The following is a 20,747-nucleotide window of genomic DNA, read 5'->3' as shown; positions in this document are numbered from 1 at the left end:
CAGATTGGTTGTAGCGACCGCAATATAGCGCATTGTCGATCGGTACGATTCAACCGGGCAGTTCAACCGATACACAAAAGCCAGGCGGTGGAGAGAGATGCACATTACCCCGATGCGCGGCTGCAATCGCAGCGACCAGTGCGAGGCCAAGGCCATGACCCGTTGTCGTTCGGCTTCTTTCGCCACGAGTAAACCGTTCGAACAGCTTAGTGACGTCGCCCTGAACGCCTGGTCCATCGTCAGCAACTACAAGGCCAATGTTGTTCGAGCCAATTCGCTTCAGAGAGACCGTGACTGTCGTATCCGACGGCGTGTGAGCCAGCGCGTTGTCGAGCAGATTGGTGAGGAGCTGTTGTAGCAGGCGGCGATCACCTGTCAGGACCAGATCAGCCGAAATGTCGGTAACCAGAATGTGGCCACCCGCTTCCATATCGGGGCGATAAGTTTCGACGATCCCTTCAACGAGATGGCTGAGCGCAACCTCGCCAAACGGCACCCTAGATCCCAAGCCTTCGACCTCAGCGATGCGGAGCAGGGCAGCAAAGATGTCCAGCAGTTCGCGCGATTGCACACGGGCTGCTTCGATCGCGCTCAACTGGACGTTCCGATCTACGCTGCTAAGGGCTTCGTCTAATCTATTGTGAAGACGGGTGAGAGGTGTCCGCAGATCGTGCGCCACGTCACTCGAAACCTGGCGCAGATTGTCCATGAGGACCCCGATCCGATCGAGCATTCGATTCAGCGTTTCGGCCACCCGATCGAATTCATCTCCTTGACCTGTTATCGGCATTCGCTGGGTCAGATCACCGTCGATGATCGCGAGCGCTGTGCGGTCGATCCGCGCGAGGCGTGCCCGGGTCACCGCACCGACAATCCACGCGGCGCCGATACCAAGCGCCAAGATCGCGCCAAAGGCACCGGCGAACAGGCGGATCATCGTCGCGTCCATTTCGTCGATGACCGCGCGATCAGCCGCAACGAGCAGGCGGTGGCCGCCAGGCAACCGCGTGGTTAGAGATTGTGCGATCCGCCGCTCGCCATCGCGGGTGTAGGACAAGAGTTCGACATAGCCCGGTTCGCTTGGCACCGACGCATCGAGCTTTCCGGCGACACGGCGACCGGCTGCATCAACGAGCCTATATTCCAGGCTTGCGGTACTGCGGGCAGCATCGCGCCGGGCGATTGCGGTGGCAACACCGCTGGGGCCGTCGTCGCCCTCGTCGATCAGGGCTGCAGTTTCTGCGGCGATGCGATGATCAAGCTGCTTTTCAAGCTCCTCATGGACGACGCCGAATGCGATCGCGCCCACGAGGAGCGTCGCAATACCGAATCCGATCGCGACGAGCGCGACTAGGCCAAATGTTGTCCGCCACCAGCGTTTCGCCAACAATCCCGGCATCACGTCTCGCGGATCATATAGCCGGCACCGCGAACCGTCTCGATTGCGTCGGTATCAAACCCGGCATTGAGCTTTGAGCGCAGTCGGCTGAGATGGGTTTCAACGATATTTGTTTTGGGATCGAAATCAAAGTCCCACACCCTTTCCAACAGCATCGTCCGGGTCATCACCCGGCCGGGATAGCGCATCAGCTCGGCGAGCAGGGCGAACTCGCGCGGTTGCAGAGTGACGCGCTGCCCGGCGCGCATCACCGTGCGCCGGTGAAGATCAAGGACAATGTCCGCGACCGACAGTCGTGCGGGCTCGACGGCTGCGACCGGGCGGCGGCCAAGCGCCTGAAGCCGCGCGGCGAGCTCGGTGAAAGCAAACGGCTTGACCAAGTAATCGTCGGCGCCACCTTCCAGTCCCTCAACCCTGTCGGCGATGCCGCCGATCGCCGTCAGCATCAGGATGGGCGCGGTGCTGCCCGCTGCGCGCAACGCCTTGACCAGCGACAGACCGTCGAGCCCAGGCAGCATCCTGTCGATCACCAGTGCATCGAAGCCACCCTCCGTCGCCAGGAACAGCCCGTCGCGGCCGTCTGGACTGGTGACGACATGGTGCCCGAGTTCGCTCAGGCCGCGTGCGACGAATCGACTGGTATCGGCGTCGTCCTCGACGATCAGGATGCGCATGGCGTCACTGTAGCGGCGCGCCGCCGGTCTGCCACCCACCACCGAGCGCGCGGAACAAGGCGACTTGGGCTTGTGCAATCGCAAGATCGGATTGCGCCTGCGCCAGTGCGGCCTGGGCGCGGGTCCGCTCGGCGTCGAGCTGGATCAGGAAGGCTGCGTCACCAAGGCGGACACGTGCAGCGGCGCGGCGTGCCGTGAGGTCCGCCTGCGTCAAGGCTGCACCGAGCGTGCCGTTGCGCCGGGCCTCGGCGTCATAGGTCGCCAGCGCGGTCTCGACTTCTCGCAGGCCCCGCAGAACTGCGACGTCCCACCCTGCCAATGCGGCTCGCTCGGTGGCGCGCGCCTGCGCAATCCTTGCTCGAGCAGGCGCTTGATTGGGGAAAGCCCAACTAATCAGCGGCGAGGCGGTCGCGACGAAATTGCCAGTCAGCAGGCCGACGGCACCGCCCAGATTGACGCGGGGATACAAGTCCGCGCGCGCCACGCCGACACGGGCAGCAGCGGCGGCGAGGCGGCGTTCGGCTTCACGGACGTCTGGGCGGCGAAAGATCAGCGCCTGTCCGTCACCTATAGGGGCGCTAGTGCGGAGCCTGGGCGTGACGCGGCACACAACCGGGTTGGCGCGTGCGTCAGCGGGTGGGCGGCCCTGCAAGGTCGCCAGTCGATAGAGAGCGTTCGCCTGCAGCGCCTCATAGGGGGCGATGGTCGCGCGAGTTGTTTCGAGCAGGCTTGCCGATTGCGATACCTCCAGTGGTGATACCTCACCAGCGCGGAACTGACTGCGTAGCGTTGCGATCGAGCGTTCCTGGACGCGCACCTGTTCGCCAGCGACGTGCAAGGCCTGTGTTGCCCCGCAAAGTTCGACATAGGCAAGCACGGTATCGGCAGCGACAGCGACGCGTACACCATCGAGCGCGGCGGCCTGCGCCTCTATGTCGGCGGCAGCAGCCAGCGCGCCCGAGCGTAGGCGGCCGAACAGATCGGCGTCCCAGCTCGCCGTCAGGGCAAGATCATAGTCGGTCGTCGGCACATTCGACGAGGCGCTGGGCTGGGTGGCGCTGCCATCGATGGTGCCTGCGCTCTCGACCGTCGTTGATGGCAATCGCGCCGCACGTGCCTGTCGCAGCGCAGCGCGCGCACCGTCGAGATTGGCGTAGGCAACGCGCAGGTCTGCATTGGCGGCGAGGCTCGCCTGTACCAGTCCGTCTAGTACTGGATCGTCATACAGCCTCCACCACTCGTCGGGCACCGGCGCGATCGAGGCGATGGGCAGGCTTGCAAATGGGCCGGTCGCAGTCGGCGGGGCAATGGTCGGTGGTGGTGCAGGAGCCGTCATGCAACCGCTTGAGAGGAGCGCGATAAAGAGAGCGAGCCGCTTCATGCCGAAACCTCCGCCAGTTTGGTTTCGGCGGCCGGCTTTTCCTGGCCAAATCGCGCATAGAGGGCCGGCATCAGGAAAAGGTTGAGCAGCGTCGAGGAGACCAGCCCGCCCAGGATGACAATCGCCATTGGATGCTCGATCTCATGCCCTGGCTTGTCGCCGGCAATGATCAGCGGCAGCAGTGCAAGGCCCGCGCAAAGGGCAGTCATCAGGATCGGCACGAGCCGTTCCTCAGCCCCTCGCAAGATCAACGCGGGGCCGAACGCCTCGCCCTCGACGCGGCGAAGATGGTCGTAATGCGATAGCAGCATGATGCCATTGCGTGCTGATATGCCGATCACGGTGACGAAACCGACCAGTGAGCCCAGCGAGAGCACACCGCCGGTCAGCGCCACCCCAATTACCCCACCAACCAGGGCGAAGGGCAGGCTGAGCGCGACGAGTGCCGTGATCCGTCCCGATCGGAACTCCAGCCAGACGAGCAGCAGGATGCCAACGAGGCACAGCAATCCCGTGCTCCAAAGTCGCTGGCGCGATTCCTGGAGCGCGGCATATTCGCCCAGCACGCGAGGACTATAGCCGGTCGCGAATGGCACTTGCGCCACTGCGGCCTCGACGGCGCGGGCGACGCCGCCCAGATCGGCGCCTGCGATGTTTAGGGTCACGTCGATGCGGCGCTGGCCGTTTTCGCGCTTCACTTCATTTGGTGCAGGCATGATCCGTACATCGGCAACATCGCGCAGCCGCACCGGCGCGCCGGTCGGTGCCTGGATCATCAGGTCGGCCAGCGCGTGCAAGTCGCTACGGACGGCCGGTTCGCCCCACAACGCGACGTCGAAAGCCTTCTGGTCGCGGTAGATTTCGCCGAGCTTCTGCCCTGCAATCAGCGTTTGCGCTTGTCGGCGGACTTCGCCAGCGGTCAGGCCGAAGGTAGCAAGGTCGGCCGGGCGTGGAATCACCTGAATCTGCGGCACGAGCACCTGCTGCTCGACCTTCAGGTCGGCAACACCGGGAATGTTCGCTACCTTGGCGCGCACCCGCTCGGCCGCCGCGCGCAGCTCGCCCTGATCGGGACCGAAGATGCGGACGACGACGGTCGCCCCAGCACCGGTCAGCACTTCCTTGATGCGCTCGCGCAAATAGGTCAGCACGTCGCGATAGAGGCCGGGATATCCGTCGATCGCGGCTTTGATTTGCGCGACGCTCTCGTCATACGGCGCGTTTTCGTCGAGGCTGATCCACAGTTCCGTAAAGTTCGGGCCGACCACTTCATCGGCGGCTTCGGCACGGCCGATATGAGCGCCAAAATTACGCACGCCGGGAATGGCACGCAGTTCCTTCGAGGCGCGGATGGTGATGCGGTCCATCGCTTCAATCGACGTCCCCGGCTTTTCAACGAAGTGCATCAGGAAGTCTGTTTCGCGGAAATCGGGCAGGAACTGGTCTTTGAAGCTGGCATAGCCGAGGCCAGCCACCAGCAGTCCGCCCGCGACAATCCCTATGGCGAGGCTTGGGCGCGTGACCAGGCGGGGCAGCGCACCTGCGTACCGACGCTTGAGCAAAGCCACGAGCCGGGTGTCACGGTCGGCCTTCAGTGGCGCATTGGGCAGCAGGAACAAGCACATCGCGGGCGTGACAACCAGCGCGACCAGCAGGGACGCGGCGATCGCAAACACATATGCGATGGCGAGAGGCTGGAAGAAGGTGCCGGCCACGCCACCGAGGAAGAAGATCGGCAGAAACACCAGCATCACAATTAGTGACGCGAAAACGACGGCCGACCGCACTTCGAGCGAGGCCGACAGCACGACATCGAACGCCGACCTTAGATTGCCCGACTCACGATTGAGCCGCAGCCGCCGCGCGATATTCTCGACATCGATAATCGCGTCATCGACCACTTCGCCCAGCGCGATGACGAGGCCCGCGATCACCATCGTGTTGATCGTCGCCCCGCTCCACAACAGGACCAGTCCCGCGCTGAGTAGCGACAATGGGATCGCCACCAGGCTGATCGTCGCCTGCCGCCAGTCGCGGGTGAACACGAACAAAACGATCGCGACCAGCACGCAGCCGATCAGCAGCGCACGAGTCAGGTTGTCGATCGAGCGTTCGATGAAGGTCGCGGGGCGAAAGATGGTCGTATCGACTTTCACGTCGCGCAGCCCGGGTGCGATTTCGGCGAGCGCGGCTTCCACATCGCGGGTCAGTTGCAATGTGTTTCCGGTCGGCTGCTTCTCGACGATCAGCATCAGGCCGGGGACATCGTCGATGATCGCGTTGCCGATCGGAGCGGCGAACCCGTCGACCACGCGCGCCACGTCGCCGATCCGGACCGACGCGTCACCGGTTTGCTTGATGATCGCCTGGGCGAGATCGTCGGCGCTCTGGATCGCACTGGTCTGCTGCACGGCGAGCCGCTGGTTGGGAGTATCGACGAACCCGCCGCCACCGACCAGCACCGCATCGCCAGCGGCTGAGCGCAGTTCAGCCAGTGTTACCCCCGCTGCGCGCAGGCGGTCAGGATCGACGAGGATCTGCAATTGCCGGTCGCGCAGGCCCCAGATCGCGACATTGGCGACTCCAGGCACCGCCATCAACCGTGGCCGGATCGTCCAGCGCGCCAGCTCCGAGATTTGCATCTGATCGAGCTTGGTCGAGGTGATGCCGATCTTCATCGCACGACTGGTCGATGAAAGCGGTGGCAGCATTACTGGCGGCCGGGCTGCGGCGGGGAGGCGCGCCTGGGCCTGGGTCACGCGCTCCTGCACCAATTGGCGTGCGCGGATCACATCGGTGCCGCGCTTGAACAGGATCTGGACCGAGGACAGCCCCAGCACCGATTTCGAGCGCAGGGTCGCAAGGTCAGGTACGCCGCTGACCGCCACCTCGATAGGAACGGTGACCAGACTTTCGACTTCTTCGGTCGACATGCCCGGCGCTTCGGTCTGCACCTCGACCATTGGCGGCGCGAATTCCGGAAAGACGTCGAGCGGAACGTCGCCAGTGGCGCGCAAGCCGAGGACTACGAGCAGCGCCGCCATGGCGATCACCAGCACGCGCTGGGTCAGCGCGGCGCGAACCAGCCAGGCAAGCATCAATGCGGCGTCCCGAACTCGGTGCCGAACAGCTCGGCGGCCCCGTCGGTCACGACCTCCACCCCGCGTTCAAGCCCGCGGGACAGCAAGGCGCGGTCGCCGGCGACGCTCGCAACTTCAATCCGCTGGCGGACATAGGTATTTGGCGCGGTGCGCCGGTAGACCCACTCACCGCCATATATATCCCGGACTATCGCCCCGGTCGGTACGGATAGCCCGGCGTCTGTTCCGCCAAGCGGTAGCGCGACAGCTACCCGCTGTCCGACACGATAGGTGCGGTCGCGGTTGTCGAGAGCGAAGAACAGGTCAACGGTCCCCGCTGTCGCATTCGCCGACGGTGGCGCCTGGACGGCACGTGCGCTGCGCGGTGGACTGGCAGCGTCTCCCAAGGGCCGCACGGTAGCCGCCCGACCCTGCTCAACGCTGCCAATGTCAGTCCCAAATACGGGTACGCGGACCCACAGCGTCGCTTGATTTCCCATTGCGCCCACTGAAGGCCCAAGCAATCTCCGCTGCGCCTGCGCGGCATCTGCCACGGCGCGTGCCGTCGCTAATCCCGCCGCTGCTTCATCGCGGGCGCGCACGCTGCCCGCTTCTTCCCGGACCAGCGCATCGGCTCTGGCAAGGGAGATGCGAGCGAGACGAACGAGTGCCTGGGTTCGAGCAACCTCACCATCGGCTGCTGCCTGGCTGGCGCCGATCTGGGCAATGTTGCTGGTCGAGCCCGTAGGGACGCCGCCCGCGCCGGATGGCGGCACGACGATTTCTCCGCTCGTCTCGCGCGTCCGCTCCGCGCTGCCGCCCTCGATCCGCACGACGCGAATGCCAAGTCGCTGTTGGGCTTGAGACGTTAGCGTAAGCTTCAGGAGGTCGGCCTCATGGGCAACCGCTTCAGCCTTGGCCGGTGCGACAGGCTTCGCCGAAGGTTCGCTGCCGCATCCGTGGAGCAAAACTATGGGCAAAAACAATGCAGGGTGGAGGGCGCGCGTCATCGCACATGCATAGGACAGCGCGATTGGGGCCAGCTTGGCAGTTCTATACAAAACCCCAATGTCGAGGCTGGCCGGTTTGGATGCGGCAAAATGGGCGTAGAAGCGCTGCAAAGGTGCTTGAAGGAAACCCAATGTCTATGACGAACCAGGCCCGAGCCGCACTTATCAAAGTGCCCGCCATCACGTTGGGATTCTGGATCATCAAGATCCTGGCGACCACCCTTGGTGAAACAGCCGGCGACACTGTCAGCATGACGCTGAACCTCGGCTATTTGGTGAGCAGCGCGATCTTTCTAGGCGTGCTTGTCGCGCTGGTTGCTTGGCAGATTGCCGCAACACGCTATCGACCGGCGCTTTATTGGGCGACGATCATCGCATCGACGACTGCGGGCACAACGATGGCTGATTTCGCCACCCGCTCCCTCGGAATTGGATACGCGGGAGGGTCAGCGCTCTTGTTGACGCTCGTACTACTCTCCCTTTTCGCTTGGTATCGGGCGCTAGGCTCCATATCCGTCGAAACGGTCCATGAGCCGCGTGCAGAGCTGTTTTACTGGGTCACGATCACAATATCCCAAACGCTCGGCACTGCGCTTGGCGACTGGCTCGCTGACACCAGCGGCCTGGGCTACCTCGGTGCCGCGGCAATCTTTGCTGCCGCGCTTTCGCTTTTGGCAGCGGGATATTTCGCGACGAATATCAGCCGGGTCACGCTTTTCTGGTCTGCTTTTATCCTGACGCGTCCGCTGGGCGCGGCCGTGGGAGATTTCCTCGACAAGCCGCTCGATCATGGAGGCTTGGCATTCAGCCGGCCACTGGCATCAGTTGTGCTCGCGATCGCAATTGTTGCGCTTGTGGCCCTCCTTCCGAAGAGCGCAACGAAGGCGCCTTCGAAATAGCCCCCACCGGAGATCGCCGGGCCGGGATCGGCGAGTAGGCCAACAACGGTAACCAAGTTGGGTTTCTGGTGACGGCATTCGTTGTTATCTGTATGCCTGTTTGACGCGGCCTGTGACGGTATTTTTTCGGTGCTTCTTCCGGATCTGAGCTCAAAGGCAGTTGACCACATATGCGACGAGTGGCGCGAAAGGTGGCGATTGACCCGGAAACGTGGGTTACAAAAAGGAGGGCAAATTCTCCAATGATATCAACAGCCCGACTTTGTGTTGGCGCCTGCGACGGTATCGCGGCCGCAAAAAAATATTTTTCCTTTTAATATCATATGCTTATGTTCACGGTGAACAATCGAGTGGGAATGATCCGGGCAGCGGTCAACACCTGACCGTCATCCCGGTGCCGGGCAGTCGCCGACCCGCTTGCCGGTCAGGTCATGGGTGGTGCGCAACACGGCTTGTCCGCCCTGCGTCTTGGTCATAGTGGTGCCCAGCGTCATGGTATCGGCGGTATAATTGCCCTCCGCCATGATTTCCGACGTGCCCGCCCCCGCCTTGCAGGCCAGCGTCACGATCAACCGGCCATTCCGCGCCAGCTTGTCCTTATAGCTGCAGTCCGTACCCTCCCCACCGGCCAGCGCGGCAACATCGGGCACCCCATCAGGCGCGATCGCGATGCAGATCTTGTCCTCGCTGACCTGGCGCAGCGCTTCTTGATATTGCGCCGGCGTGACGGTCGGGGTGTTGTAGCCGGTGGTCTTGCGGGTCAATATCCACTCGCCCGCGCGCATCAGGATCGGTGCCGCTTCGGCCTCCGGCGCTGGTGCCGGTTCCCCGCCACAGCCGCCGAGCCCCAGCATCATCGCAAGCGGCAGCGCCGCCAAAAGGCTCTTGTCCATATCCTCTCCCCCGTTCTTACATGTCGGAACGAGGGCAAGGCTCTACCCGTCGGGCATAAAGCGCAAGCGGAAATGCGCGGCGATCATTCCGCCGTGCAGTCCGCCCCGATCCACTTGCCCTCCGACCGCGCCTTCATCGCCATGGCGGTGCCGTCGGGGCCGCCCGCCATCTGCATGTCCATGTCCATCGCATAGCTGTCGGAGGCATAGGTGCCCGCCATCGTCGCGTTCATCGTGCCGCCATCGGCCTTGCACGACACCTGCCCCTTCACCGTCCCGCCGCTGACGGCAAAGTCCTTGAAGGCGCAGTCCTTATTATCCTGGCCCGCAAACATCTCGCCGCTGGGGTCGGCCGCTTCTTCGGGCGTGACGCAATATTTGAGCGCGGTCTGGCTCATCATGCTCTTCATCTGATCCTCCATGCCCGCGGGCGCGCCCGGCATTTTGGACAGGTCAATATCCTGGATGGTGAAGCGCCCCTCCCACTGGCCCGGCTTCAGCTGCACCTTGTCGACCGCGGCCTTCACCTCTTCGCGGCTCATGGCGTCGGTGGCCGCGATATTGCCGGTCGTCTCGCCCGGCTTGTCGCCGCAGGCGGCCAGCATCAGCAGCGCCGTGGCGGTAATCCCAAAAGCCTTCGTCATCGCATTTCCCCTGTTCGCGCGCGGTGGCGGCCCGTTGTTTTCGAGAGCATATCAGGCCGAAGCGACATTTCAAATTCTTAGGCGGTATCGACGCCTCACAATATCGTTCTTGATTTGTTCTGCGTAATTTGTTACATCTACGACAGCAGATCGGGGGGTGTGCGGATGAAAGAGACAAGCCAACAACATAGATTAACGGCCTTCAACCTCTACCTACGTACTGGTCGAAGAATGGATTCTCCACCTCCTCCTGTGGAGATGAAATTCAACCCCTGGCATGATGAAGAGGACGGACGCTTCACCTTCGCCGGGCAGGGGCGCTATTTTCCGGCTGGTGGTACGCGGGGCGTTGTGCCGCCAAGGGATCGGAATCGTCGGGTCGTTCGCGCGGATGACAACGGGATGCCCGATCGCCGTCCGAATCGCGCCGATTATCCGGGCAACCATTCGATCTATATGGTGCAGTCAGGCGATACGCTGACCCAGATTGCCGCGCGCCGAAAAGGGCTGACCGTGCGCGATCTGGCATGGCTGAACCAGCATCCGCTCGATCGGCCGCTCCGCATCGGCCAGCGGATCAAGCTGCCGCATCAGGCCTATCTGGATGCGGGGCAGGCAGCCAGAACCAAGTTTCTGGCGCTGGCCCATTATATGGACACGCATGGCGGGAAATTGCCGCCCGACCCGGCCAATCCGCCTTCGCTGGAAAGCCAGATACTCGACACCAACTGGCGCAAGGAGACGAAGAATGGCTATGATTTCCATATCGATGTCATTGCGCGCAATCGCCGGACCTATGGCGGACTGTCGCTGGCCGCTTCCCCTGTGCGATCACGCCATAGGCAGGCACAGGCGGGTAAGCCAGACCGTCTTGCCAACGACGATGGCGGCCATTTTATCGCTGCTCGTTTCAACGGTCCCCGCGACAGCTTCAACCATTTCGCCCAGAATTCCAACTTCAACCGCGGCAGCTATCGCGTCATGGAAGATTCCTGGGCCAGGGAATTGCGCGCCGGGCATAAAGTGTTCGTGGATATCAAGCCCCTCTATGAAGGAACTTCGCAACGGCCCTACCAGCTCAATGTCATCTGGGAGATCGATGGCAAAAAATTCAGAAGGAAGTTCCCGAACGAAGCGAAAGGCGCCGAAGATGGCAAAAGATAAGTTCGACATTCTGGGGCCGCTTTACAACGAGATCGGCGTGGAGCTGGTCAATATCGTCGGCAGCGATCCCGATGGCATTTTCCTCTACGTTGAAGTCGGCGACCGATGGATCAGCCCCAATATCTTCAAGGATGAAGGGCATCAGATTCGAAATCTCGACGACACCGAGGCTCTTTCCGACCTTCTTTGGAAAGCCTGGTATGCCGAATCGGATGAAGGCGGCATCAAGCGCTGGTCGATCCTGGAATATGAGATCAAGGACGGAAAGTTCGAGATCAACTACCGTTATCCCGACGAGGTGGATGTCGAAGTAATCGATGACGAACGCCGTCAGGCCGCTCTGCGTGCGCGTTTCGGCAGCAAGCCTGTCGTCTATCCACCCATGCCGAAGGGCGCAGTCGAGTTGAAGCCCTGACGTCAATTGCGTCCTGACGCGAAGCCCCCATATTGCCCCCATGGCCATTCAGATCCGCACAACCCTCGACGAACCCGATACCGGCACCAGTTTCGTGCCGCACCGCCCGGCGCGGCCGGAAAAGAGCGAGGGGGGACGGCGCTTCACGCTGGTCAGCGATTATGAACCGGCGGGTGACCAGCGCACCGCGATCCCCGAACTGGTGGAGGGCGCGCTGGCGGGCGAGAAGGATCAGGTGCTGCTGGGCGTCACCGGCTCCGGCAAGACCTTCACCATGGCCAAGATGATCGAAGCGTTGCAGCGCCCTGCCCTGATCCTAGCACCCAACAAGATTCTCGCGGCCCAGCTCTATGGCGAGTTCAAGAGCTTCTTTCCCGACAATGCGGTCGAATATTTCGTCAGCTATTATGATTATTACCAGCCCGAAGCCTATGTCGCGCGGTCGGACACCTATATCGAGAAGGAAAGCTCGGTAAACGAAAGCATCGACCGGATGCGCCATTCAGCGACGCGATCGCTGCTGGAGCGGGACGATGTCATCATCGTCGCGTCGGTCAGTTGCATTTACGGTATCGGCTCGGTTGAAACCTATTCGGCCATGACTTTCTCGATGAAGAAGGGCGGGATCGAGGATCAGCGCGAGATCATCCGCAAGCTGGTCGCGCTCCAATATAAGCGCAACGATGCGGGTTTTTCGCGCGGCAATTTTCGCGTGAAGGGCGACAATCTGGAGATTTTCCCGTCGCATTATGAAGATACAGCCTGGCGCATATCCTTTTTCGGGGACGAGATTGAAGAGATTGTCGAGTTCGATCCGCTGTCGGGGCGCAAGGTTGCGAGCCTCGACTATGTGAAGATCTTTCCCAATAGCCACCATGTCACCCCCGGCCCGACGCTGAAACAGGCGATGGAGGCGATCCGCCATGAACTGACCGAGCGGCTCAAGGAACTGGAGGCTGAAGGCAAGCTGCTGGAAGCGCAGCGGCTGGAGCAGCGGACCAATTTCGACCTGGAGATGATCGCGGCGACCGGAAGCTGCGCGGGGATCGAAAATTATTCGCGCTTCCTGACCGGCCGCCTGCCGGGCGAACCGCCGCCGACCCTGTTCGAATATCTGCCCGAAAATGCGCTACTGTTCGTCGATGAAAGCCACCAGACCGTGCCGCAGATCGGCGCGATGGCGCGCGGCGACCATCGGCGCAAGATCACACTGGCCGAATATGGTTTTCGGCTGCCGAGTTGCATCGACAACCGGCCGTTGCGCTTCAACGAATGGGATGCGATGCGGCCGCAGACGGTCAGCGTTTCCGCAACGCCCGGCAATTGGGAAATGGAGCAGACGGGCGGCGTGTTCAGCGAACAGGTCATCCGCCCCACCGGCCTCATCGACCCGCCGGTCGAGATCAAGCCGGTCGAGGATCAAGTCGATGACCTCATCAACGAATGCCGCAAGGTCGCCGCGCAAGGCTATCGCACGCTCGTCACCACCCTGACCAAGCGGATGGCGGAGGATCTGACCGAGTTCATGCACGAGGCGGGCTTGAAGGTCCGCTATATGCACAGCGATGTCGAGACGCTGGAGCGAATTGAGCTGATCCGCGATTTGCGGCTGGGTGTCTATGACGTGCTGATCGGCATCAACCTGCTGCGCGAGGGGCTGGACATCCCCGAATGCGGCCTGGTCGCGATATTGGATGCAGACAAGGAGGGCTTCTTGCGCTCCGAAACTTCGCTCATCCAGACGATCGGCCGCGCGGCGCGCAATGTCGACGGGCGCGTGATCCTCTATGCCGATCGCATCACCGGCAGCATGGAACGGGCGCTGGGCGAAACATCCCGTCGGCGCGAAAAGCAGGAGGCCTATAACCTAGAGCATGGCATCACGCCGACCACGATCAAGCGCAATATCGGCGACATCATCGCCCATGTCGCGTCAAAGGATCAGGTCACAGTCGACACCGGCGACGCCGACCGCCCCCACATGGTCGGCCACAATCTGCGCGCCTATATCGAGGATCTGGAAAAGAAGATGCGCGCCGCCGCCGCCGACCTGGAGTTCGAAGAGGCCGGGCGCATCCGCGACGAAATCCGCAAGCTGGAAGCCGAAGAACTGGGTCTGCCGCACGAGCAGCAGGTTGCGGCGCCCAGGGGCCGCGCGACCGAGGGCAAGCCGGGCACGCGGAAATTGCGCTACGGTAAGACGCAGAAGAAATTCGGGCGGTAGCCTCAACTGTCTCCCGGCTTAGTCTCCGTCAGAGATAAAGCTCGCCACCATTTCGGTCCTGGCGCGGTCGATGGACCATAGACGGCCTTTCTCGACCGGATCCCAGTCGATCGCTTGGCCTGGTGTGGCAATGCCGATGGTGCGGCGCAGTTCCAGGCGCGATCCGGCTTCGGGTAGCGCCAGTTCATATATTTCCGGCCGATCATGGCCGGTCGCATAGAGGCGACCATCATTGCTCCAGCTAAGGCCAGAGCAACTGAACGGCGCAAAGCGCGCCAGCACGTCGACCGGAAAGGTCCATGCCGCTTCCTGCCGGAAGGCATCGTCCAGCCGCGCCAGCAGCGTGTAGCGATGGTCCCGGTTCGGCTCGCCGCCCTTGCCATCATAATTGGCATAGACCGCCCACCATTTGCCATCATGCCGGTCGAGCGCGGTGAGCGAACCGGGGCCAAAGCCCAGGCTGATCGTGCGACTGTGGCGCATCGTGCGAGTGTCGAAAATCTCGATGGCGCTGGTCTGGGGCAGCTGTGGATAATTTGACGCGGCGCAGACCAGGTCATGCCCCGCGACGGTGCAACTGTTCATGTGGGGGAACAGCCGTCGCTCCCCCTGCCATTGGGCGACCCGCTCGCCGGTGGCGATACGGTATTTGCCGATTCGGTCATTGTCGATGGCATAGAGATGCGTGCCGTCCGATGCGACGCCTTGCCGCGCTTCCGGCGCCGCCATGCGCAGTATGACGGGAACGGGTGGCGGCGATGGCACCTCGGCCATCGGCTCTGCCCCTGCCGGGACAAGGCCGAGCATCAGGCTCGCGAGGATCAGCAGGATAAAGGGCATGAGGGGGGCTTCCGATTGCATCGACCAGCCGATCTAGACCAGCATTATAACGGTTGCGTGGCAAAGGTCGCAGCCATTGTGCCAGGCGATGGCGGTGCCAGGAACATCTGATGGGTGCCCGAAGGCAAGGAGACGGCACGATAGCCATGCGATCGCGCCCAATCGATCAGCACCGCATCCAAACCGCGAGGAAAGGCCGCCGTGGGTTTGCCTTCACTGCCCGTCAGGATGATGGCGGGCGGCTTCGCATCCAGATCCGCTTCGGCAGATAGGATGGTCGTCGCATGAAAGGCCCGCGCCTCATCGCGTGTCAGGATGTGGCGCGTGCGGAACAGGAAAGGCCCGGTCACGAAGCGGCGATCGATCGACAGCGCCGCATCCACCGACCGTTCCGGCGACAGGGTAACGATCGACCCGGACAGGCCGGTCGAAGCCACGATGCGATCCACTGCACGCACATCCTGCATGATCCCCTGAACCGGACTGTGGCCCGCCAGCATATTGGCCGCTGTCTTTGTCGCGGTCTGTGCCACGCCTGCGACGATGCCCAACGCGATCAGGGCGCGGCCAGCGCGACGATGCCAGAAGGGCGCGTCGGTCAACAACGCAAAGCGAAGGAAAAGCGCAGGCAGCAAAGGCCCCAGATATTGGACATAGACCGGTCGCGGCAGCCAGGCGGCCACCAGCCCAGCGGCGATCATCATATCGAGCAATCGTTCGACCGGCGTGCGGCGCCGGGTGACCACCAAAGCAACCGCGACCAGCGCAATCAGGCCGCAGCCCTGCGCCAGGAAGCGGGCAAGCCGCATGAGGCTCTTCGGCCCGCCGACCATGGCGGCCTTCTCATTCCAGGCGCGCCACTCGAACGGGGCCTTCAGGCTATAGTCGATAATCCCGAACCAGGCCGCGTCCGGCGCCAGCAGGGCCAGCGCCATCGTCGGCAGACCGCCCAGCACGCCGCCCAGAGCGAGCAGGCCGACTCTGCCCGCGCCAAGCGTCCGCCAGTGCCATAGCGCAAACAGGCCGACGGCGGCGGCCGGAAGGCCATAGCTGATTTTCGCCGACGCGGCCGCCCCCAGCAACAGCCCGGCCAGCAACGCCATCCACCGCGCACGGTCATTCTGGAGCAGACCGATCATGGCGGCCAGCCCGGCCGTCATCAGCAACACGGGCAGCGCATCGTTGCGCGCAACACTCCCGGCGAACAACAGCATATGGCTCGACAATAAGGCCACCGCAGCGATGGCTGCCGCCCGGTCGGACGCACCCGCCCGCCGCGCGGCGATCCACAGACAGACACTCGCCCCCAGCGCGAGCAAGGCATTGATGGCGCGCAGTGCCGGAAAGAGCCACCCCTCCGCGATCCACGCCAGCGGCGCGAACAGCAGTGGTTGCAGGGGCGTCTGGAGATAGGCGAAGTCGCGATAGGGCAAGCCGAAGCGCATCATCGCAACCGCGCCGACATATTGCCCCTCGTCATGATCGATCGGGCGGAACGCCGCCACGGTCAACATCAGGGCCGCGATCAGCAGCAACAGGGCAATCCGCAATGGCATAGGACTTGCGCCTACCAGCCAAGCCGCGCGCGGGCCATCACCGCGCGCGCCTGGTCGGTGGCGCGCAACGAACCGGACAGGTCATCGCGCGCAAATGTCCCGCTGACCAGATTGTCCGGGTCGGTCATATGCAGCGACAGGGTAATCGGTCGCCCGCCGACCGCAGCCAGCGCATAATCGACGCCGGCCTCGACCCGCACGGCGCGCGGGCCGGACACCGCCATGGCAGGCGCGCTGGTACGCGCAACGGACAGGGCCGCGCGCCAGGGACCGTCCTGCCAGACGGACCCGGCTGATAGGCTCTGTTCGCGCACGACGTCGCCGCCGGACATGCGAACCCGCGCGTCGCTGTAGCGGATCGACCATTGCCACTGCGGTGTCACCTGATGGCGCGCTTCCAGAATCGCACCATCGATCCGTGCGGAGCCGCTGTTGACCGGCACCGTGCCGCGCCCGGTAAAGCGCAACCGGTCGTCGATCCGACCGCCCTGCAAGGACAGGGACAGGCCGAGCGTGGGCGCAGCGCTCCAGTCGGCACGCATCTGCACGCGGCTTTGTGTTTCCGGCTTCAGCGTCCGGCGCAACGCCAGAAAATCATCGTGGCGCAATCCCATCGGTCCGCTCATGCCCGTTTCGCCATAGGCCCTTAATGTGTTGGCATAATCCAGGCTCAACGCCAAATCCTGCCTTGCTTGCAGGACTAACGTCGCGCGCGGCAGAAACCAGTCGTTTGCGCGCAGCTTTTCGCGCCCTGGCCCGGCGGTGACATTGGCATTGCGGTTGCTGACCTTGATCCCATGCCAGCCCAGCGTGGCGGTCAGATGCTCGCCGACCAGCCAGCGATCCTGCACGCCATAGCGCACCATCCGGCTGCGCGAGAGCCTATGCGGCGCGAACGACGTCGCGGCGGTCGTTCCAAGGAAACGACGCGCGGTCGTCTGCCAGCGGATCTGGATGTCCTGGTCGCGATCGTCGACATGGACCGGCGTTGCCGCTTCCATCCGTGGGCGGAACTGCGAATAGGCTGGCCGAGGAGCCGTCATCGGTGACAGGCCGGATGGGCGTTTCAGCGAAAAGCGGATACCCGTTTCCACCGGCATCTCCTGCGCCTGGGCGGCGGTAGAGGCAGGGATGAGCCAGAGCAACGACCACACGGCCCGGCTCATGATGCTGCCCCCGCGCGGTCCGATCGCGCCAGATCGACCCCGCTACGCAGGCTGTAGTCGATAACATAACCAAAATGGTCGGAAAGCGGCTGGCTATCGGGTTCCGATCCGAAGGGCACATGCGCCGCGACCACCTTGAGCGGACGGTCGCCCGCATCCCGTGCGAACAGCCAATCCTTCGCCCGCGCTCTGGTAGAAGTCAGGTCGCGCCGTATCGCGTCGTTGGCCCAGGCGGATTGCGCCAGCGCCCGGCGTGCGCCGTCCAGTTCCGGCGCGATGAAGCGCATTTCGGCCTGCGCGAACCGGGTGAAGAAGATATGGGCGCGCAACCGATCCTGCCCGATATTCATGTCACCGCCCAGGATCATCGGCTGACCGGCAGGCACATGCGCCGCCACGAACTGCGTCACCAGATCGACCTGCCGGGCAAAGGCGCGCTGCGATCGGTCGATCGCTACGCCTGCGGCTTTCCGGGCATTGAGATGCGTGTTGACGATGCTGACGGGTCGCTCGAAGCCCGGCACGCTTATATGCGCGATCAGCACGCCCTTATTGGCCAGGCAATCGAACCCGGCGCAGGCAAAGTCGGGAAAAGCCATGCGATCGATCCGGGTGATGGGATAGTCGGACAGGATTTGCAGGCCGCTGCTCAGCTGCTTGCCGATCGCCTCTCCACGATCCCACCGCGCCTGCGCCAGATGCGATTGGTCCGCCCCCTGCGCCGCCGCGGTGGAACGGTGCGCTACGTCCGGTCCCTGCGCGACATGGCGATAGCCTGCGCGCGCGGCGATCTGCGCCGACTCCGGCGTAAACGCTTCCTGCAACAGGATGACATGAGGCTGTCGCCCTGATTGCCGCAGCCGGGCGAGCCGGTCGGCGATAGCGGTCAGCGCGGCGCGCCGATCCGACACGATCGGCCAGGGCAGTCCCTTGATATTATAGGTCATGACCGACAATCGCCCGTCGTTCGGAACGGGTTGCGCGATGCCCCATTGCGGCGCGGCCTGGTCGCCACCATGGGTCGATCCGGCGGCGGCGAGCGCGACAAGCCCTGCGAACAACACAGCGCGAAATGGTCGGTACATGGTGACGGCCCCCCGTTTGGTCGGAGGATAGCGGGCCAATGAGTCGTCCCCATGTCGCTTAAGCGACAGTGCGGTTAAACTTTTGCGCCGTTGCCGTCATCGAAATGAGGGGACCGGGCCGGGTAAATTATGCGTCTCTCGGCACCGTGAGGTCAATCAGCGGCAGGCGGGTTGTGGCTGAGCCAGTCAGAGCGAAAATTGCGTTTGCAATTGCGGGGGCAATGGGGGGCACGCCCGGTTCGCCCATGCCACTCGGCCTGTTTGTGGACGGCAGGATATGCGTTTCAACCGTCGGCATCTCGTTCATGCGGACGATGGGATAGGTGTCGAAATTACATTCCTGAACGATACCGTCCTTGAGCGTGACGGCGCCGTGGAGTGCGGCCGACAGACCAAAGCCTATACCGCCTTCCATCTGGGCCGCGATCTGGTCGGGCGAGATGGCGATGCCGCAATCGACCACGGCGACGACCCGGCGTATGACCGGCCTCCCTTCGTCCAACCTCACTTCGGCAACCTGGCCGACGACCGTGCCGAAACATTCGTGAATGGCCATGCCGCGCGCCCATCCGCTTTCGAGCGGCATGCCCCAATCCGCTTTGCTGCATAGCATTTCGAGCACGGCCTCATGCCGCTTCGCCGTCGCTTTTCGATACATGGCGCGGCGATAATCCGCCGGATCGCGCTCGGCCTTTCGGGCGAGTTGATCGACGATATGCTCCATCACCATAGCATTATAGGAATGGCCGACCGATCGCCAGAAGGCGACCGGCACCGGGCAGGAAGGCGCGAAAACCTTGCCGTCGATACTCTCCGCCGATGCCAGATAGGGTGACTCGGCAATGCCCTCCACGGTCGGTCCGGTGATGAACGGGATCAACGATTGCGCGACGACATGGTGGCGCCAGCGCTTGGGAAATCCATCCCGATCAAGTTCCGCGGAGACGCGATGATGCGCCATCGGGCGATAATATCCCGCCGCCATCTCATCCTCCCGTGTCCAGATCAGTTTGACGGGCCGCCCGTTCGTTCGCTTTGCGATCCGCACGCATTCGACGAGATAGTCGGATGTCATGATTCCCCGCCGCCCGAATGATCCGCCCGCGGGTATCACATCGATATCGACGCGGCCGGGTATGGTGATGGCTGCGCGTGCGGCATGCACCTGATCGACTGTTGGCAGATGAGAGCCGGAGATGATCTTGACGTCCCAACCATCAACTTGCGCGACGCAATCCAGCGTCTCCATCGGCGCATGTGCCAGATAGGGGAAATCGAATGTGAATTCGATCGCGTCCCGCCCAAATGCAATTTGAGGGTCTTCCCCCTTGCTATGAAAATCGCTCGGCTCGACATCCGAACGCCCGGCAGCGATGTCATGATAATGGCGCACCAGATCGGGCGTGGAACGTTTTTCAGCGGCGCTGTCGTCCCATATGATCCGAAGCGCATCCCGCCCCCGCCGTGCGGCGATGGTGTTTTCCGCAACGACGGCGATGCCGCTTTCGATTGCAAAGACATCGACGACTCCCTTCACCGTGCGCGCATCGGCGGCATCGAACTTGGCAAGCGTACCGCCGAAGCGCGGACTATGGGCAACTATCGCGACCAGCATGTCGGGCAATTGGACGTCCTGAGTATAGATCTGGCGGCCGTTGCTTTTCGGCAGGCTATCCTTGCGGCGGACGCGATCCGTGCCGATCAGCCTATAGTCCTTGGGCTCCTTGAGAGCGGGCTGCTGCGGTGGCGTCTGGCGCGAGGCCTCCACAAGCAGATCCGCAAAGCTGGCGGATCGCCCCGACCGGACATGGGAGACCAGGCCGTCGCGTACTGCGATCGACTGGGGCGGCACATTCCAACGGTGCGCTGCCGCCGCAACGAACATGGCGCGCGCCGCTGCGCCTGCATTTCGCATCGTATCCCAGTTGCTCGCCGTCGCCGTCGATCCAGCCGTCATCTGCGTGCCGTAAACGCGAAAATTGGACGGTGCCGTCATAACGCGCACCTTATCCCAATCGGCGTCCATTTCTTCGGCGATCATCGCGGCCAAGCCGGCGTGGATGCCCTGCCCCAATTCCTGCTGCTTGTTGACGACCGTCACCCAGCCTTCGGCGTCGATCCGGATGAACGATCCGAAGGCGTTGGGTTCCGGATCACTTCCACCCGCTTGCAAAATCGCGCCTGCCACCTGCATGGGGTGCGTCGCGGCATAGCCGACGACCAATGCGCCGCCAATCAGAGAGCCGCCCAGGATCATCCTGCGACGAGACATCTGGATGGAGCGCGCGGCTTTGGGGGCGTCTGTCACAAGCCATTT

17 protein-coding genes are annotated in these 20,747 nt (G+C 63.0%); 5 read left to right on the top strand and 12 right to left on the bottom strand.

Annotated elements, in window-relative coordinates:
* Window positions 1–49: 49 nt before the first annotated feature.
* Entirely contained in the window at window positions 50–937 is an 888-nt protein-coding gene (locus ACZ2HM_RS14900) for a sensor histidine kinase (RefSeq protein ID WP_470425570.1), read from the bottom strand.
* A gap of 81 nt (window positions 938–1,018) precedes the next feature.
* On the opposite strand from ACZ2HM_RS14900, the gene ACZ2HM_RS14895 reads away from it, so the two are divergent.
* Window positions 1,019–1,354: a hypothetical protein gene (locus ACZ2HM_RS14895; RefSeq protein ID WP_470425569.1), complete on the top strand. Its 336-nt coding sequence runs from the start codon at window positions 1,019–1,021 to the stop codon at window positions 1,352–1,354.
* Between the two features lie 44 nt (window positions 1,355–1,398).
* On the opposite strand, the gene ACZ2HM_RS14890 is transcribed toward ACZ2HM_RS14895, so the two are convergent.
* Genes ACZ2HM_RS14890 through ACZ2HM_RS14875 form a run of 4 tightly spaced genes read right to left on the bottom strand, consistent with a single transcriptional unit; the run spans window position 1,399 to window position 7,544 of the window.
* Complete coding sequence (locus tag ACZ2HM_RS14890; protein WP_470425568.1) at window positions 1,399–2,073, bottom strand: response regulator transcription factor; 675 nt, start codon at window positions 2,071–2,073, stop codon at window positions 1,399–1,401.
* A 4-nt stretch (window positions 2,074–2,077) separates the two neighbouring features.
* Window positions 2,078–3,454: an efflux transporter outer membrane subunit gene (locus ACZ2HM_RS14885; protein ID WP_470425567.1), complete on the bottom strand. Its 1,377-nt coding sequence runs from the start codon at window positions 3,452–3,454 to the stop codon at window positions 2,078–2,080.
* On the bottom strand, window positions 3,451–6,552 hold the full coding sequence (locus ACZ2HM_RS14880) for an efflux RND transporter permease subunit (protein WP_470425566.1): 3,102 nt from the start codon (window positions 6,550–6,552) through the stop codon (window positions 3,451–3,453). Before ACZ2HM_RS14880 ends, ACZ2HM_RS14885 begins: the two co-directional genes overlap by 4 nt.
* Window positions 6,552–7,544 (bottom strand): efflux RND transporter periplasmic adaptor subunit, encoded by a 993-nt coding sequence (locus tag ACZ2HM_RS14875; RefSeq protein ID WP_470425565.1) that lies wholly within the window; start codon window positions 7,542–7,544, stop codon window positions 6,552–6,554. Before ACZ2HM_RS14875 ends, ACZ2HM_RS14880 begins: the two co-directional genes overlap by 1 nt.
* Window positions 7,545–7,681: 137 nt before the next feature.
* Here ACZ2HM_RS14875 and ACZ2HM_RS14870 point away from each other — a divergent pair, with 137 nt between their 5' ends.
* Entirely contained in the window at window positions 7,682–8,443 is a 762-nt protein-coding gene (locus ACZ2HM_RS14870; protein ID WP_470425564.1) for a COG4705 family protein, read from the top strand.
* Window positions 8,444–8,829: 386 nt separating this feature from the next.
* Here the strand turns inward: ACZ2HM_RS14870 and ACZ2HM_RS14865 are convergent, their stop codons facing one another.
* Complete coding sequence (locus ACZ2HM_RS14865) at window positions 8,830–9,336, bottom strand: DUF3617 domain-containing protein (protein ID WP_470425563.1); 507 nt, start codon at window positions 9,334–9,336, stop codon at window positions 8,830–8,832.
* Window positions 9,337–9,419: 83 nt separating this feature from the next.
* The gene (locus tag ACZ2HM_RS14860) at window positions 9,420–9,980 is read right to left on the bottom strand and encodes a DUF3617 domain-containing protein (protein WP_470425562.1); all 561 of its coding nucleotides are present in this window, start codon (window positions 9,978–9,980) and stop codon (window positions 9,420–9,422) included.
* Window positions 9,981–10,382: 402 nt separating this feature from the next.
* On the opposite strand from ACZ2HM_RS14860, the gene ACZ2HM_RS14855 reads away from it, so the two are divergent.
* Genes ACZ2HM_RS14855 through uvrB form a run of 3 tightly spaced genes read left to right on the top strand, consistent with a single transcriptional unit; the run spans window position 10,383 to window position 13,783 of the window.
* Window positions 10,383–11,144, top strand: coding sequence for a DNA/RNA non-specific endonuclease (locus ACZ2HM_RS14855; RefSeq protein ID WP_470425561.1), 762 nt, complete (start codon window positions 10,383–10,385; stop codon window positions 11,142–11,144).
* Window positions 11,131–11,559 carry a hypothetical protein gene (locus ACZ2HM_RS14850; RefSeq protein ID WP_037475120.1) on the top strand — a complete coding sequence of 143 codons (429 nt, stop codon included), beginning with the start codon at window positions 11,131–11,133 and terminating at the stop codon, window positions 11,557–11,559. Before ACZ2HM_RS14855 ends, ACZ2HM_RS14850 begins: the two co-directional genes overlap by 14 nt.
* 40 nt (window positions 11,560–11,599) lie before the next feature.
* Window positions 11,600–13,783, top strand: coding sequence for an excinuclease ABC subunit UvrB (gene uvrB / locus ACZ2HM_RS14845; RefSeq protein WP_037475123.1), 2,184 nt, complete (start codon window positions 11,600–11,602; stop codon window positions 13,781–13,783).
* 18 nt (window positions 13,784–13,801) lie between these two features.
* On the opposite strand, the gene ACZ2HM_RS14840 is transcribed toward uvrB, so the two are convergent.
* The 5 genes from ACZ2HM_RS14840 to ACZ2HM_RS14820 form a co-directional block, all read right to left on the bottom strand.
* On the bottom strand, window positions 13,802–14,590 hold the full coding sequence (locus ACZ2HM_RS14840) for a YncE family protein (RefSeq protein ID WP_443211301.1): 789 nt from the start codon (window positions 14,588–14,590) through the stop codon (window positions 13,802–13,804).
* A 77-nt stretch (window positions 14,591–14,667) separates the two neighbouring features.
* Window positions 14,668–16,179: a phospholipid carrier-dependent glycosyltransferase gene (locus tag ACZ2HM_RS14835; protein WP_470425560.1), complete on the bottom strand. Its 1,512-nt coding sequence runs from the start codon at window positions 16,177–16,179 to the stop codon at window positions 14,668–14,670.
* A gap of 11 nt (window positions 16,180–16,190) precedes the next feature.
* Window positions 16,191–17,345 carry a TonB-dependent receptor domain-containing protein gene (locus tag ACZ2HM_RS14830; protein ID WP_470425559.1) on the bottom strand — a complete coding sequence of 385 codons (1,155 nt, stop codon included), beginning with the start codon at window positions 17,343–17,345 and terminating at the stop codon, window positions 16,191–16,193.
* Window positions 17,342–18,430, bottom strand: coding sequence for an endonuclease/exonuclease/phosphatase family protein (locus ACZ2HM_RS14825; RefSeq protein WP_470425558.1), 1,089 nt, complete (start codon window positions 18,428–18,430; stop codon window positions 17,342–17,344). Before ACZ2HM_RS14825 ends, ACZ2HM_RS14830 begins: the two co-directional genes overlap by 4 nt.
* A gap of 127 nt (window positions 18,431–18,557) precedes the next feature.
* Window positions 18,558–20,738 (bottom strand): xanthine dehydrogenase family protein molybdopterin-binding subunit, encoded by a 2,181-nt coding sequence (locus ACZ2HM_RS14820; RefSeq protein ID WP_470425557.1) that lies wholly within the window; start codon window positions 20,736–20,738, stop codon window positions 18,558–18,560.
* Window positions 20,739–20,747: the final 9 nt, after the last annotated feature.

The sequence above is a fragment of the Sphingobium sp. KKT206 genome (genome assembly GCF_055640555.1).
This window is presented reverse-complemented; position numbering and strand designations above follow the sequence as displayed.